Raw genomic sequence first — 14,367 nt, 5'->3', positions numbered from 1 at the left:
CGTCAGCGCCCGTCCTGCCGGACGGTGAGCACGGGAACGGGGGAGCGCAGGATGAGCCGCTGCGCGACCGACCCGAGGATCATCTTGCCCACGCGCGATCGGGCACGGACACCGAGGACGAGGCGATCGACCTCCGCGTGATCGCCCAGTTCGTCGATGACGGCGGTGACCGGGTCACGATCACCGCGGCCGGACCGATTGATGACGGTGATCTCGAGCCCGGAGGGGATCTCATCCTCGGTGAAGTCATGGAGGGTGAGGTTGATGAGCAGCAGCCCGGTGCCGAGGTTCTGCGCCTCGGCGACGGCCGATTCGAGGGCAAGCCGGCCCTCGGGGCTGTCGGTGACGGCGACGGCGACTGACATGGAGGCTCCTTATCTGCGTCCGTACTCGGCTTTGAATTCGCGTTCGAACTCCGCGAGGTCCTTGTCCTTCGTCTCCGGCAGCATCAGTGCCAGGAAGACGAAGGCGATCACGGCGAGGCCGGCGAACATGCCGAAGGTCGCCGTCATGCCCAAGGCCTGGATGAGCGGCGGGAAGAACTGGGCGACGATGGCGTTCATGATCCACAGCACGAACACGCAGATGCCCATTGCGAAGCTGCGGATCTTCATCGGGAAGATCTCCGAGAGCATCAGCCAGGTCAGCGGGCCGACCGTTCCCTGCATGGAGAAGACGAAGAGGACGAGGAACGCGAGCACCGTCCACGCCTGTGCCGGTCCGGGCGGAACGATGACCGCGGTCAGGGCGATGAGCGTGTGGAAGACCGCGATGAGGGCGTAGCCGGTGAGGAACATGACCCGGCGCGGCAGCTTATTCAGCAGATACATGCCCAAGGAGATGCCGGCCAGGGAGAACACGCCGTTGGCGATGTTGCCGATGATGGCGACACCGGAATCCAGGCCCGCGCTCGTGAGCAGCTGGGTTCCGTAGTACATGACCGAGTTGATTCCGGTCAGCTGCTGGAAGAAGCCGAGTCCGGCACCGATGATCACCAGTCGCAGCACCCATCGGGTGCCGAGGTCGGAGAGTCCGCCCGTGGCCTCCTTCGCATCCTCGGCTGCGAGGTGGGTGACCTCGTCGATCTCGGCTTCGGCGCGTTCGGGGGAGCGGACCTGCTTGAGCACTGCCAGAGCTTCCTCGGTGCGTCCCTGCGAGATCAGCCAGCGCGGGCTCTCGGGCTGGAAGATCATGCCCACGAGGAGGGCGATCGCTGGCACCAGGGCAACGAGCAGCATCCACCGCCAGATCGAGTCGACATGCCCGAAGAAGTTGAAGATCACGGCGTTGATGACGAACGCCGCAAGCTGACCGCCGACGATCATGAGCTCATTGCGGGTGACGTAGCTGCCGCGCTTCTCCGACGGGGCGATCTCGCCGAGATAGACGGGCACCGTCGCCGAGGCACCGCCGACTGCGAGTCCGAGGACGAAGCGGGCACCGATGAGGAACTCCGCCCCGGGCGCGAGCACGCAGCCGAGGGTGCCGATGATGAAGACTCCGGCCAGGAGCAGGATCGTCTTGCGACGGCCCCAGGCATCGGCGACTCGACCGCCGAAGACCGCGCCGAAGGCGGCGCCGACCATGAGAGAGGCGACGACGAGGCCTTCGCTCAGCGCGGTCAGGCCGAAGTCCTCGCTCAGCGGTTCGAGGGCTCCGTTGACGACTCCGGTGTCATAGCCGAAGAGCAGACCGCCGAAGGTGGCGACCGTGGCGATGATGCCGAGGCGGTGGACGGGGCGACCCGTGCCGACGTGGGGGAGTTCGAAGTTCGTGCTGGCGGTGGACGTCGATCGGCGACGCGGGGATCCGGGTGGCATGGGCGACTCCTTTCCCCTTCAGTCCTAACACATGGGAGCCTGCCGCAAGCGGAGGGGGTGGAACTCAGTCCTCCTGATACGAGTCGTCGATGACTTCGGGCATGCCGTCGATGACCGAGACCTCTTCGGTTCCGTCGTCGGCCAGGGCATCGACATTGAGGTCGTCGCCATCGAGCTCGGCGACTTCGAATTCGTCATCATCGTCGGAGACCATCTCGTCGCCGACGCGATTGCCCTGTTCCGCGGCAGGTGACTGATCGGTGTTGAACTCGTCGGAGAGGCCTGGAGCCTCGTTCTCGTCGTCCCAGCCGGCGTCGTCGATGAGAGCATCGTCGGCCCCTTCGATGCCCGTGCCTTCCGGCCCTTCGGCACCGGGCTCGACGGTCGCCTCGGCGGGCTCATCGTCGATGCCGGAGTCGACGTCGACCTGGTCGGCCTCGGCTTCGGCGGCGCTGAGTTCGGGATCATCCAACTCTTCGGCCGTCGGATCGTCGAGTTCAGGATCGTCGAGGATGGGGTCGTCTTCCAGCCGGTCGGCCGCGTCCGAATCGAACTCGCTCATGATCTCTCCTTCGCTCGCAATCAGGTTCGGGCCCTCATTCTTGCACGTCGATCGGTCGCGGGCCATGGGCGCGCACTCACTTCCGGTCGAAGCGCTCTTTCCACTCCCGCCAATCCCAGTGCGCCAGAAACTTCTCTCCGGCCATTCGGCCCGACGAGATGAGATCGAGTTTGTCGGCCGTCGTCAAAGCGAAGTCCGTGCTGCTGTGGCCGGTCGTGTCGACGAACACCGTCCTTTCGGTCACCGAAGGGTCGTCGATGTGCCGCCGGTCGTGCGCGTTGATCATCGTTGACAGCAGGGACTTCGCGTATTGGAAAGTCGTCGCGTTGGGCCGCCATTCCGCGGCCGCCGTCCGCCGGGCCGAGAGCATGACGCCGAAGGTCGGCCACCGTGCCGGCAGCGCGTCCTTGCGGTCGAAGACGTCGACGGGAAAGTTCGAGAGCAGTCCGCCGTCGGCACCGAGCACGGAGTCTCCACCGGCCACATTCGGCCGGGCGGGCAGAGCGCGCGGTCGGAAGAAGAACGGGCTGGCCGCCGAGGCGCACACCGCCTCGGCGACGGACTGACTATCCGCATCGACGCCGAGGGCCTCCTCGTAGTCCCAGGGGAGACGGAGCATGCGGCCCCGGGAGACGTCGGAGACGATGACGACGAGGCGATACGACCGCGCCGGCGGAATTGCGCTTCCGGGATCGTCGAGCTTGAGGTCACCCCATGTGCGCACCCCCTGATCGGCCAATGCCGTGGCGAGGAAATCGTGGAGCGCCTGCCCCACATACATTCCCTTGTGCAGCAGCAGTCCCTGCACCCGCCCCAACCAGGGGACGAGACGGAAGGCAGCAGAAAGGTCCTCGAACTCGGTGAAATCCTGTTCGAGGACCTTCTGCCGCAGAGTCTGCGGGCCGATGCCCGCCGCGGTCAGCGCACCGACGATGGCCCCGGCCGAGGTGCCGGCGACCCGGTGGAAGTCGTAGCCGCCGTCGGCGAGAGCGTCGACCGCGCCGACCAGGCCCGGCAGCTTCGCTCCGCCGCCCTCGAGAACGAGATCTGTCATCGCCATGGCGGCTCCTCTCCTTCGCACCCTGATTCCATTGTGGACCAGCGCCGAGGATGTGCCGCCTAGTGACGTGCGACGGTGACGGGCACGTCTCCTTCCGGTGACCTGTGCTTCTGGCCCGGACCGGTCCGGCCGGTGAAGTGGTCCATCGTCTGGTTGACGCCGAGGAAATCCATGACCTTATCGAAAGCACGGGTCGGCAGGAGGCGGGCACCCGGAACCAGGCGGACGAGTGAGGGCATGACCAGCTGCTCACGACCGGATTCGACGGAATCGAGGACCCGCGTGGCCACATCGTTCTCTTCGAGGATCGGGAGCAAGCGGGGGAATTTCGTCTGCACTCCCTTGAACATGCCGGTGTTGATATAGAAGGGGCACACGGCAAGCGTATTGACCCGGCTGCCGTCGGCGCGCAGCTCTCCGCGCAGTGACTCGGTGAAGCCCACCGCCGCCCATTTGCTCGCCGAGTAGTCGGTCTGTCGAGCGACTCCGGTCAGGCCGGCAGCGCTGGCGATTGTGACCACCGAACCGCGGTCGCGCTCGATCATTCCGGGCAGGAATGCTTGGGTCGTCCAGTACAGGGCGAAGGTGTTGACGTCGTAGAGGCGACGGATCGCCGCTTCCTCCATGTCGAGAAGCTTCTTGCCGGAGACGATGCCGGCGCAGTTGACGAGGATGTCGATCTGACCGGTCTGCTCGGCCATGGCGGCAACCTGGTCGGCATCACCGACATTGAGGGTGAAGGATCGGGCCCTGGTTCCAGCGGCCTCCACCTCGGCGCGCACCGCGTCCCCGCGTTCGTCCGAGAGGTCCCAGATGATGACCTCGGCCGCGCCGCGGGCCGCCGCGTCCAGAGCCATGAGTCTGCCGATTCCGCTTCCGGCCCCTGTGATGAGGATGCGGTTGCCGGCGATCTTCGTTCCACGCGTCATGTCTGTGCGTCCTTGCAGTTAGGCGTCAGTGCTGTCCCTCGCGAGCAGAACCCGCCCAAGCGGACCTCACGAGATGTTACTCAACAGTACATCAGTGTGCCGTGGGTCACGCAAGGGCGAGTTTGCCAATCGCCCGTCGCCCGGGAAGGTCAGCTCTCCTTCATGCCCTTCTGGATGAGGTCCATCACCGAGGAGTCCGCGAGGGTCGTGACATCGCCGACCTCGCGATTCTCGGCCACGTCCTTGAGCAGCCGTCGCATGATCTTGCCCGACCGGGTCTTCGGCAGATCGGGCACGATCATGATCGAACGGGGAGTCGCGATCGGTCCGATCGAGGACCGCACATGACCTCGCAGCTCACCCACGACATCGTCCCCGCCGTCGTGCGCGCTCTCCCGGAGGATGACGAAGGCCTCGATCGCCTGCCCTGTCATCTCATCAGCGGCCCCTACCACGGCCGCCTCGGCGACCTTCGGATGAGCGACGAGGGCGGACTCGATCTCCGCGGTCGACATCCGGTGACCGGAGACGTTAAGGACGTCGTCGACGCGGCCGAGGACCCAGAAATCACCGTCGCGGTCGATCTTCGCCCCGTCCCCGGCGAAGTACACGTCCGGGTACTGTGACCAGTAGGTCTTCTTGAACCGTTCCTCATCGCCCCACAGGGTGCGCAGCATCGACGGCCACGGCTCCTTGATGACGAGGTAGCCGCCGTTTCCGGGTTCGACCGAATTGCCCTCGTCGTCGTAGACGTCGGCGACGATGCCGGGCAGCGGGCGCATCGCCGAGCCCGGCTTCGTCTCGGTCACGCCCGGCAGAGGGCTGATGAGGATGCTGCCGTTCTCCGTCTGCCACCAGGTGTCGACGACGGGGCAGCGGTTCCCGCCGATGTGCTCGCGGTACCACATCCACGCTTCGGGATTGATCGGCTCACCGACGCTGCCGAGCAGACGCAGGCTGGACAGGTCGTACTGCGCGGGGATGTCGCGGCCCCATTTCATGAACGAGCGGATCGCCGTGGGCGCGCAGTAGAGGATGGAGACCTTGTACTTCTGCACGATCTCCCACCACCGGCCCCGGTGCGGTGTGTCCGGGGTGCCCTCATAGAGCACCGAGGTGGCCCCATTGGCCAGCGGACCGTAGACGATGTACGAATGGCCGGTCACCCAGCCGATGTCTGCGGCCGTCCAGTAGACGTCCGTCTCGGGTTTGATGTCGAAGACCGCCCAATGGGTGAAGGAGGCGCCGACGAGGTAGCCGCCCGTGGTGTGCATGATGCCCTTGGGCTTTCCGGTCGTTCCCGAGGAGTACATGATGTAGAGCGGATGCTCGGAATCGAAGGCGTCTGGAGTATGCGTCTCCGGCTGCCGATCGACGACCTCGTGCCACCACAGATCACGGTCGCCATTCCAGTCCACGTCCTGGCCGGTACGGCGGACGACGAGGACATTGCGCACCTCGGGGCAGTCCTCCATCGCCTCATCGACGACGGATTTGAGACCCGAGGGCTTGCCCTTGCGATAGCCGCCGTCTGCGGTGATGACGAATTCGACTCCGCAGTCCTTGACGCGGTCGGCGATCGCCGAAGCGGAGAATCCGCCGAAGATGACGGTGTGCGGGGCGCCGAGGCGGGCGCAGGCCAGCATGGCGAACACCGTCTCCGGGATCATCGGCATGTAGATGGCGACGCGGTCGCCGGTCTTGACGCCGAGTTCGGTGAGGGCATTCGCGGCCTTCGAGACCTCGCGCAGAAGATCGGAGTACGTGATGGTGCGGGTGTCGCCGGATTCGCCTTCGAAGTAGTAGGCCACACGATCGCCGAGGCCGTTCTCGACATGGCGGTCGACGCAGTTGTAGGAGGCGTTGAGCCTGCCGCCGGTGAACCACTTCGCGAAGGGCTTCTCCGACCAATCGAGGACCGTGTCGAAGGGGGTCTCCCAGCTGATCCGCTGTGCCTGCTCCTCCCAATAGCCGATGCGGTCGGCGGCCGCCTTCTCGTATTCGACAGCCTGGGCATTGGCTGCGGCGGCGAAGTCCGCTGGGGGTGGGAAAGCCCTGTCCTCGTGGCTGAGTTCCTGAATCGTCGGATTGTTCGTCATCGTGCTCTCCTTCCACCCCGCACCACCACGACGTGGGCGGGTCATCGAACTCACCTTCAACCTACTCCAGTCGGTTGGGATTTCAAGAGGTGCAGGATGCCCCGCAGCCCCGATCCCACGCCAGGGAAACCGAATACTCAGCCGTCGCGGAAAGTGCCTCGACGGCAGAGACCGTTCTGATGCGGCGGCCCCTCAGAGGTTGAGGTCCGGGGCCGACCCTCACCTGCGCGGGATCGATTCTCAAGCCTGTTCCCCGCAGCTTGAGGACGGCTTCGATCCGCGTCCAGATCATCGTCACTCGTCGCTGTCGAGCGATCCCAGCGACCCGGCCCGCGGCGGCTCGATCGCGCGGGTGGAAGAGAGTGATCAGGTCGTGGCTCTGCTCTTCGGTCTGAGTCGCTTCGATGTCGACTCCGATGGGGCGGCAGCTGACGGCTGCGGCCACAGCGCCCTCGGTTCGGGAGATGGAGGTGAAGACCCGGGCAGTGCCGGTCCGAGTGGTGGCGATGCTGGGACGGTGCCAGACGATGTCCTTGATCGGGGCGGCGAGTTCCCGGGACAGCAGGCTCAGCAGCAGATCGACAGCCCCCGAGGCGGTCTCCTCGGTCGGGCAGATGACCACATGGGTATGCGGTGGCAACCAGCGATCGGTCCACCGGAAGCCGTCGGCCGCCGGTGCCCGGACGGTCGCCATCTCAGCTCCGTGTCACTGATCTGTCCGATGGTGTTCCGAATCCCAGCAGCTTCGTCAGGATACGAGTGACTGAGGTGATGACCGCCTCGACGGGGCCGCGCTTGAAGAAGCGCAGCCACAGGGCCGTGAACGCGAAGGCGAAGAGGCACTGGACGATGAAGAGGCGGATCGCCCCGAAGTCAGCGGGCGCCATGGTGAGGAGGATGAGGTGGCTGACGTAGAGGGACATCGGGATCCGACCGATCTGGACGAGCGGTCGCAGCAGGTTGCTGCGGCGGGCGATGAGGATGAACGCGCCGATGGCAACCATGGCGAAGCCGGCTCCGATGATGAACGCGAACGGAGTGTTCGTGTGCGGACCGCCCGAGATCAGCCAGCCCGGGGACGCGGTAGGCAGCGGACCGGTAGGTCCGTAGACGAGGAAGTCATCGACGTCGTCGGTCGATCTGCCGGGGAAGGAGGTCCGCACGGTCGTGTAGCCGCCGAAGCGGTTGAGGTAGACCAGGAGACGCGTGACGGCGATCGCGAACAGCAAGGCAGCTCCTCCGACGACGATGATGAGCATCCGCGGAGTCGTGAAGTGCAGCTGGAGCCGTCCGATGCCCATGCCGATGCACACGAGAGCGAACCATGTCAGTGCCGGATAGGCACCGGTGATGAGCAGCGAGGTGACCACATCGACAGGGGCGCTGACGATCTCTCCGAGCGTCGGGTTCGGATGCCAGGCGAGTCCGTCGACCTGGCGGTGGATGAGGAAGCGGAGAATCGGGAGGGCGACGATCAGGACAGCTCCGGAGATGAGCAGCGTGCGCGCCCGCAGCGGCAGCAGGGGAATGGAGAGGAGGAACATCACCCCGAAGTAGGGGAGGATGTCGAATGCTGCCAGGCCGATCTGATTGAGTCCGACGCCGAGAGCGATGAGGAGGAGACCGCGGATGGCGACGTTGGCCCGTGAGCGGTTCATCTGCGTCCCGGTGAAGGGGCGTTCGGCACCGCTGTTGAACGCCAGAGAGACCCCGGCGAGCACGGCGAAGAGGGCCGCAGAGTTGCCGGCCAGCAGCTGCCAGACCACGGTCGGCTCACCGTCCTCGCGTGCGGCGGGCAGCATATGGATGGCGAACATGCCGATGAGTGCGAAGCCTCGTGCGGCATCGACTCCGGAGGACCGGGCGCGTTTGCGCCGTCGCTCTCGATCGACGACGTTCGTGAGCATCCGGTTCGAGACCCGCAGGCCTCCGCCGGCGACATTGCGCATCGGTTCGGCCGGATCTGAGGAGACTTCGGACAGCCAGACTTCGGACCGGCCGGTCCAGATCTCACGGGGCCGCCTCGGCCCGGGCATCGGTCGCTCAACGGTGGTGCCGGTCATACCGGAACTCCCTTCGTGATCGGTTCGACGGGATTGCCCTGCCAATGGGAGTCGGCGGGCAGCTCTTCGTCGCGGAGGACAAGCGACCCGTCGCCGACGACGGTGCGCTCGCCGACGACGGCTCCGGGGAGGATGAAGCTGTTGACGCCGAGGGTGGACCCGGTTTCGAGGCGGGTGGGGACGAGGGACATCACACGGTCGTGGAAGAGGTGAGTCTGGACCACGGTGCCCCGGTTGACGCTCGTGCGTTCCTCGATGTCGATGAGGTCGAACTCCGGCAGCCACCACGTCTCCAACCAGACGTCCCTGCCGACTCGAGCCCCCATGATCCGGGCGTACCAGACCGCCAGCGGGGAGCCGATGGCGATCTTGATCAGCGATGCCACGGCCAGGGATTCGGCGAAGACATCGGCGAGCTCATTGCGCCAGACGAAGCTGCTGAACAGCGGGCGCTCCCGCGCCGTGAACCTCCCGACGAGGATCCATTTGGCGGCGACGGCGATGAGCACGGAGAGGATTCCGGCGCTCAGGGTCAGCGGGAACGCCCACAGGGTGGCAGTGAGGAGGCTGTGCACAGGGGAATCAGTGGAGAAGAGCGTGCTCATATAGATGGCGTTGAGGCCGGCGACTAGACCCAACTCGATCCAGTTCGTGAGGATGAAGGGGATGAACCGTCCGCTCTCCACCGCGGCACGTGCCCATTTCACGGCAGTCGAGGGCCGATAGGTGCGTTCCGACTGGGAATCGTTGCGGGAGCGGGGGATCGCCTGCGCGGTTCCGCCGATCCAGGAGGTGCCGACAGCGGCTCGGACCGGGCTCGAGCCGAGGACGGCGACGAGGGAGTCCGGAGGCAGATCGATATCGGCCCCGACGATCGCCGAGTTGCCGACGAAGGTTCCGCGTCCGACGACGGTCGTGCCGATGTGGATCCAGCCCCGATAGTGGCGAGGAGCGTTGAGGAGGGCATGATCGGCAATGAAGGACCGGTCCTGGATCCAGGTCAGGTGAGGAATGGTCTCGAGAGTGGAGATCTCCGTGTCCTTGCCGACGCGAGCACCGAGGCAGCGCAGGAACAGGGGAGTGGCGATCGATGCGTAGATCGGATACGCCGAGATCAGGGTCCGATCGAGCAGGGTCTGCGTCAGCCACACCGCCCAGCCGGTGACCGAATCCTGTGGGTAGTAGCCGGGCTGAACGTAGTGGGCCAGCGCCCGCACGGTGATGACGACGAGTGTCAGCCAAGTCAGCGCCGTGAGCACCGCCGTCAGCGGAACCCAGACGGCCAGAGTCTTCGCGACGGTCGGGAAGTCGCCGATCCCGATGACTTGGGGCAGGACGATGGCGATGCCGGGGATGAACGCCAGCAGCGGCAGCAGGCCGATGAGGACGATGCCGGCGGATTCGGCGACGGACCGAATCGCTGACGACCAGGTACCGGTTTCCTGCGTGTCCAGCTGGTTCTGTTCGGGCCAGCTCAGTCCCGCCTCGGCGAGGAATTCCAGCGGTGAACCGCCCCAGGACTCATCGGCGTCGATGTCGATGTCGACGAGGGATCCGGCCCGGATCTCGCTGCGACATCCGACGGAGACGCCGGGTTCGACGGCCGAACGGGCGCCGATCCGGGCGGAATCGCCGATGGTGATCGGACCGATGTGGACCGTGTCGCCGACGATGCGGAATCCGCGCAGATCGACGTCGCGCTCGACGACGGAATGGTCGCCGATCCGGGCGAGCCCGGATGTCGGCGGCTGGTTGGCCAGGTGGGCGCCGGCGCCCACCGAATTGCCGAGGAGACGGTGGATGAGGACATTCAGGTGTGTGCCGGCGAGATGCTCGAGGCGGAGGAAGACGTAGAAGCGATCGGCGGCCCACAGACGCACGTGCGTCCAGCCGCCTCGGCGATATCGTCCCGGTCGCAGGCCGAGAGTCAGAATTCGGGCGACGACGACGGCCTGCGCGATGCGTCCGATGGGGGAGAAGATGAGGATCCAGGCTGCGGCGACGGGCAGGAACGGCACGCGCGGAACCCACGAAGCGGCGAGGAAGAAGTCGAGAGCCCAGACCACAGTCACCGTGGCAACGATATAGCGGACGGCGTTGAGGGCGTAGATTCCGCCGAGGAAGCCGAATTGGAAGATCCTCGGCCCCACCGGCAGTCGGCCGGGCATCGGGTTCCGAGCCTGTGATGATGACAGGGTGCCGATGTAGTCCGCCATCGCCGCCAAAGTGGGGTGGGCATAGAGTTGGGCGATCGAGGCGCTCGGGTGGCTGCGGCGGATGCGCGCGACGAGACGGGCGACCTGGACGGATCCGCCGCCCACTTCGAAGAAGTTCGTGTCGGCGTCGATGGCGATCGGTCCCAGCTGTTCGACCCACAGGTCCCGCAGCCACTGCTGATCGGGGCTCAGCCCACTCACCTCGGTGCCGGGGGCCGACAGCGGCCACGGCAGCGCCTTGCGATCGACCTTTCCGGAGCTCTTCATCGGCATCTCGTCGAGGACGGTGAGGACGGGAACGACTCCGGCCGAGAGCTTCTGTGTCAGTTCCACCCGTGCGGCATCGATGTCGATGCTGCCGGGTTCGGTCTCGGTGAAGTAGCCGACGAGGACATCGGAGCCGCCGCTCGTCTTCTGCACGGCGGCGGCGCCGGCGTTGGCTCCGGGGATCGCTGCGAGGTAGCTGTCGACCTCGCCGAGTTCGATGCGTTTGCCGCCGAGCTTGACCTGGTCGTCGATCCGGCCCTCAAAGAGGAGGCCGTCTGCCTCGGCACGGACGAGGTCGCCGGTGCGGTAGGCCCGGTCCCAGCCGAGTGCAGGCAGGGGTGCGTATTTCTCTGCGTCCTTGTCGGCGTCGAGGTAGCGGCCGAGGCCGACTCCGCCGACGACGAGCTCTCCGGATTCGCCCCAGCCCACCGGATGTTCGGTGTCGGGATCGACGACAGTGAGCTCCCACCCGTCGATGGGGCGGCCGATGCGCACGATGTCGCCGGGGACGAGGAGGGCAGCGCTGACGATCACGGTCGCCTCGGTGGGGCCGTAGGAGTTCCACACCTCCCGCCATGGTTCGTGGAGGCGGGCGATGAGTTCAGCCGGGCAGGCTTCCCCGCCGAAGATGAGCAGTCGCACGTGTTCCAGGGCCTCGGCAGGCCAGAGCGAGGCCAGCGTCGGCACGGTTGAGACCGCGGTGATCCGCTGCGCAGTCAGCCAGTCGCCGAGGTCGGGGCCGGAGCGCACGATGTCGCGGGGTGCGGGCACGAGCACGGCGCCGTTGCGCCACGCCAGCCACATCTCCTCGCAGGAGGCGTCGAAGGCCACGGACAGTCCGGCCATGACGCGGTCGGCGGGGCCGAGTGGATCGGAGGCGAGGTAGAGGGAATGCTCGGTGTCGACGAGGGCGGCGGCCGAACGGTGCGTGATCGCCACTCCCTTGGGCTTGCCCGTCGAACCCGAGGTGAAGATGATCCATGCGTCATCGTCGAGGCCGGGTGGTCCGACGGGCGCTGCTGAGACGGGATCCGTCTCGGCGGTGGGGACGATGCTCAGCTTCTCTCCGATCACGGCGGCCACGTGGGCTTCGTCGAAGACGGTGGCTGCGCGCTCCTCGGAGTCGTCCCAGTCGACGGGGACATAGGCGCAGCCGGCGGTGAGGATGCCGAGGACGGCGATGTAGAGGTCCGCTGTTCCGGACGGGACGCGGATGCCGACCCGATCACCATGGGTGATCCCGCAGCGGTGCAGTCGCGCGGCTAACTCCCGGGCCGCCTCGGCGAGCTGGCGGTAGCTCAGGGTGGCATCGGCGGAATCGAGGGCCGTGGCATCGGGATGGGCGCGAACGGTTTCGGCGAAGATGTCGACGAGTGTGCGCGGGGCCGGGACCGGTCCGCGGTCGAAGATGGCAAGTGAGGGGTGGTCTCCAGTGCTCGTCTGACCGATTTCGACTGAAGTGCGCACGTTGAGTTCCTCCTGCTCACTTTGGGGATGAGAAGACCTGTGCTCCCAGGGGATTCTGCGGGAGGCGGTCTGCCCGGGGAGGAGCAACCACTCCCGAGGGCCTGAATCAGCGTAATGGCGGGGGTATGCCGAAATTCCGCAGGACTACGCGAATAATCCGCAGAGTCACCGCAAAGGTAGTCAGGAGTCCCGAATGCGGGGCGCAGATCACGTCGGGCAAAGTGGCGGTCGAGATGGGGCGCAGACGCGAAGAAGCCCCGCTTCCCAGTTTTCACTGGGAAGCGGGGCTTCCGTGTTGTGGCTCCGACCGGCGTCGATCCGGTGACCTTTCGATTTTCAGTCGAACGCTCTACCAACTGAGCTACAGAGCCGAGCCGCCGACATACTCAATAAGTATGTCGAGAGAAACAAAGGCTCTTCCGAAGAAGAGCCTTATGCTCCGCGACCCTGACGGGACTCGAACCCGCGACCTCCGCCGTGACAGGGCGGCGCGCTAACCAACTGCGCCACAGGGCCTTGCTGTTGTGATGGAAGACCTTACGATCTTACACCGTACCCCCAACGGGATTCGAACCCGTGTCGCCGCCGTGAAAGGGCGGTGTCCTAGGCCTCTAGACGATGGGGGCCCAGGTTGTCCTCGGATTCCCCGTGGGCAACGACGTTAAGCTTATCCCACCCGATTCGAGGAATGCAAAACGAAAAGGAGTGTCCTCGGTCACACGACGGAAGCGGTGCTTTTCGACGTTCCGCAGGGCCGCCTCGGCGAGGGGATCGGAGTCGCTAGAGTGGGAGGCATGGAGGCCCTGAGTGATGAGGAGTTCGACGCGATCCTCGGCGAAGCCCTGGATCTGCTGCCCGCCGGGGTGACCGAACAGCTGGACAATGTCGCCCTGTTCGTCGAGGATCGGCCGGAGAACGGTGATCGACACCTGCTCGGCCTCTATGAGGGCACACCGATCGGGGAGCGGGGAGTCGCCGGGTTCGAGATGCCCGACAATATCTTCATCTACCGTGACAACCTCATCGACTTCGCCGAGGATCGGGATCACCTGCGCGAGGAGATCGTCGTCACCATCGTTCATGAGATCGCCCATTTCTATGGGCTCGATGACGATCGGCTCCACGAACTCGGATGGGGGTGAGCGTCTCCGGCCGAAGGGGTTGAGGGGCTTACCGACGAGTCACTTGACGTCACGGGAATTGGCGTCCGCAAGCCCACTTCGCCTATTGTGGGCGGGTACCTATCAGCACCGATACAACATTCCGTCCGTATCGATGCGGGGACACGGAGCCGTGAAAGCTGCGCCTCCTGGCCCCGCTGACCTGCGGGCAGGAGGCACTACCCCCTTATGACAGTTGCATCCAAGACTTCCAGCGCGGCGACCCCGGCCGTGCGAGTACTCAATCTGGCAGGCATCGACTACAGCCTGCGCAGCTTCGACCACGACCCCGCCACCCGCCGTTACGGTTCGGAGGCCGCCGACAAACTCGGCGTCAGCTCCGACCAGGTGTTCAAGACTCTGATGATCCAGGTCGACGGGCAGCCCGTGACCGCGCTCGTCCCCGTCTCCGGTCAGCTCGACCTCAAGGCGCTGGCCTCCGCGCGCGGAGCGAAGAAGGCCCAGCTGTCCGGCGTAGCCGAAACCGAACGTCGTACCGGCTACCCCGTCGGCGGAGTCTCTCCGTTCGGACAGCGCCATGCCGTGCCGGTCGTCGTCGACCGCACAGCTCTCGACCATTCGACGGTGTTCGTCTCGGCCGGCCGTCGCGGTCTCGAGATCGAGATCCGCCCCGAGGATCTCGTCATGCTCACGAACGCCCAGGTCGCGAAGATCGCCGCGCTCGACTGATCAGCTCTCGCTGATCAGAACGTCGATCCCCGGC

At 65.8% G+C, this 14,367-nt stretch carries 11 protein-coding genes and 3 tRNA genes; 2 read left to right on the top strand and 12 right to left on the bottom strand.

Annotation, left to right across the window (positions count from 1 at the left end; all coding sequences use genetic code 11):
- Positions 1-2: 2 nt before the first annotated feature.
- The 12 genes from HIM68_RS18395 to HIM68_RS18340 form a co-directional block, all read right to left on the bottom strand.
- Complete coding sequence (locus HIM68_RS18395) at positions 3-365, bottom strand: universal stress protein (protein WP_172175205.1); 363 nt, start codon at positions 363-365, stop codon at positions 3-5.
- 9 nt (positions 366-374) lie between these two features.
- Entirely contained in the window at positions 375-1,820 is a 1,446-nt protein-coding gene (locus tag HIM68_RS18390; RefSeq protein ID WP_172175202.1) for a sugar porter family MFS transporter, read from the bottom strand.
- Positions 1,821-1,884: 64 nt separating this feature from the next.
- Positions 1,885-2,382: a hypothetical protein gene (locus tag HIM68_RS18385; RefSeq protein WP_172175199.1), complete on the bottom strand. Its 498-nt coding sequence runs from the start codon at positions 2,380-2,382 to the stop codon at positions 1,885-1,887.
- A gap of 76 nt (positions 2,383-2,458) precedes the next feature.
- Positions 2,459-3,442 carry a patatin-like phospholipase family protein gene (locus HIM68_RS18380; RefSeq protein ID WP_172175196.1) on the bottom strand — a complete coding sequence of 328 codons (984 nt, stop codon included), beginning with the start codon at positions 3,440-3,442 and terminating at the stop codon, positions 2,459-2,461.
- A 59-nt stretch (positions 3,443-3,501) separates the two neighbouring features.
- The gene (locus HIM68_RS18375) at positions 3,502-4,371 is read right to left on the bottom strand and encodes an SDR family oxidoreductase (protein ID WP_139469190.1); all 870 of its coding nucleotides are present in this window, start codon (positions 4,369-4,371) and stop codon (positions 3,502-3,504) included.
- A gap of 149 nt (positions 4,372-4,520) precedes the next feature.
- The gene (gene acs / locus HIM68_RS18370; protein WP_172175193.1) at positions 4,521-6,470 is read right to left on the bottom strand and encodes an acetate--CoA ligase; all 1,950 of its coding nucleotides are present in this window, start codon (positions 6,468-6,470) and stop codon (positions 4,521-4,523) included.
- Positions 6,471-6,552: 82 nt separating this feature from the next.
- Positions 6,553-7,164 carry a 4'-phosphopantetheinyl transferase superfamily protein gene (locus tag HIM68_RS18365; protein ID WP_172175190.1) on the bottom strand — a complete coding sequence of 204 codons (612 nt, stop codon included), beginning with the start codon at positions 7,162-7,164 and terminating at the stop codon, positions 6,553-6,555.
- A 1-nt stretch (position 7,165) separates the two neighbouring features.
- Positions 7,166-8,533, bottom strand: coding sequence for a heparan-alpha-glucosaminide N-acetyltransferase domain-containing protein (locus HIM68_RS18360; protein ID WP_172175187.1), 1,368 nt, complete (start codon positions 8,531-8,533; stop codon positions 7,166-7,168).
- Entirely contained in the window at positions 8,530-12,483 is a 3,954-nt protein-coding gene (locus HIM68_RS18355; protein ID WP_216657265.1) for a Pls/PosA family non-ribosomal peptide synthetase, read from the bottom strand. Before HIM68_RS18355 ends, HIM68_RS18360 begins: the two co-directional genes overlap by 4 nt.
- A 298-nt stretch (positions 12,484-12,781) precedes the next feature.
- Positions 12,782-12,854 (bottom strand) — tRNA-Phe (locus tag HIM68_RS18350).
- 71 nt (positions 12,855-12,925) lie between these two features.
- Positions 12,926-12,999: transfer RNA gene (locus HIM68_RS18345), tRNA-Asp, on the bottom strand.
- Positions 13,000-13,036: 37 nt separating this feature from the next.
- A tRNA-Glu gene (locus HIM68_RS18340) sits at positions 13,037-13,109 on the bottom strand.
- Between the two features lie 168 nt (positions 13,110-13,277).
- Here HIM68_RS18340 and HIM68_RS18335 point away from each other — a divergent pair.
- Positions 13,278-13,625, top strand: a complete 348-nt coding sequence (locus tag HIM68_RS18335) for a metallopeptidase family protein (RefSeq protein WP_172175184.1) — start codon at positions 13,278-13,280, stop codon at positions 13,623-13,625.
- A 207-nt stretch (positions 13,626-13,832) separates the two neighbouring features.
- Positions 13,833-14,333: a Cys-tRNA(Pro) deacylase gene (gene ybaK / locus HIM68_RS18330; RefSeq protein WP_101546357.1), complete on the top strand. Its 501-nt coding sequence runs from the start codon at positions 13,833-13,835 to the stop codon at positions 14,331-14,333.
- The last annotated feature ends 34 nt before the right edge of the window (positions 14,334-14,367 follow it).

Source organism: Brevibacterium sp. CT2-23B (assembly GCF_013168765.1).
In the GTDB taxonomy this organism is placed as follows: domain Bacteria; phylum Actinomycetota; class Actinomycetes; order Actinomycetales; family Brevibacteriaceae; genus Brevibacterium; species Brevibacterium sediminis.
The sequence above is the reverse complement of the archived record's forward strand: the minus strand, read 5'-3'. Positions and strand labels throughout refer to the sequence as shown.

Bases quoted from the DNA above. Each gene is read 5' to 3' on its own strand.
- HIM68_RS18375 (WP_139469190.1), bottom strand. From the start codon at position 4,371: ATGACGCGTGGAACGAAGATCGCCGGCAACCGCATCCTCATCACAGGG.
- HIM68_RS18385 (WP_172175199.1), bottom strand. From the start codon at position 2,382: ATGAGCGAGTTCGATTCGGACGCGGCCGACCGGCTGGAAGACGACCCC.
- acs (WP_172175193.1), bottom strand. From the start codon at position 6,470: ATGACGAACAATCCGACGATTCAGGAACTCAGCCACGAGGACAGGGCT.
- HIM68_RS18380 (WP_172175196.1), bottom strand. From the start codon at position 3,442: ATGGCGATGACAGATCTCGTTCTCGAGGGCGGCGGAGCGAAGCTGCCG.
- HIM68_RS18390 (WP_172175202.1), bottom strand. From the start codon at position 1,820: ATGCCACCCGGATCCCCGCGTCGCCGATCGACGTCCACCGCCAGCACG.
- ybaK (WP_101546357.1), top strand. From the start codon at position 13,833: ATGACAGTTGCATCCAAGACTTCCAGCGCGGCGACCCCGGCCGTGCGA.
- HIM68_RS18360 (WP_172175187.1), bottom strand. From the start codon at position 8,533: ATGACCGGCACCACCGTTGAGCGACCGATGCCCGGGCCGAGGCGGCCC.
- HIM68_RS18335 (WP_172175184.1), top strand. From the start codon at position 13,278: ATGGAGGCCCTGAGTGATGAGGAGTTCGACGCGATCCTCGGCGAAGCC.
- HIM68_RS18395 (WP_172175205.1), bottom strand. From the start codon at position 365: ATGTCAGTCGCCGTCGCCGTCACCGACAGCCCCGAGGGCCGGCTTGCC.
- HIM68_RS18365 (WP_172175190.1), bottom strand. From the start codon at position 7,164: ATGGCGACCGTCCGGGCACCGGCGGCCGACGGCTTCCGGTGGACCGAT.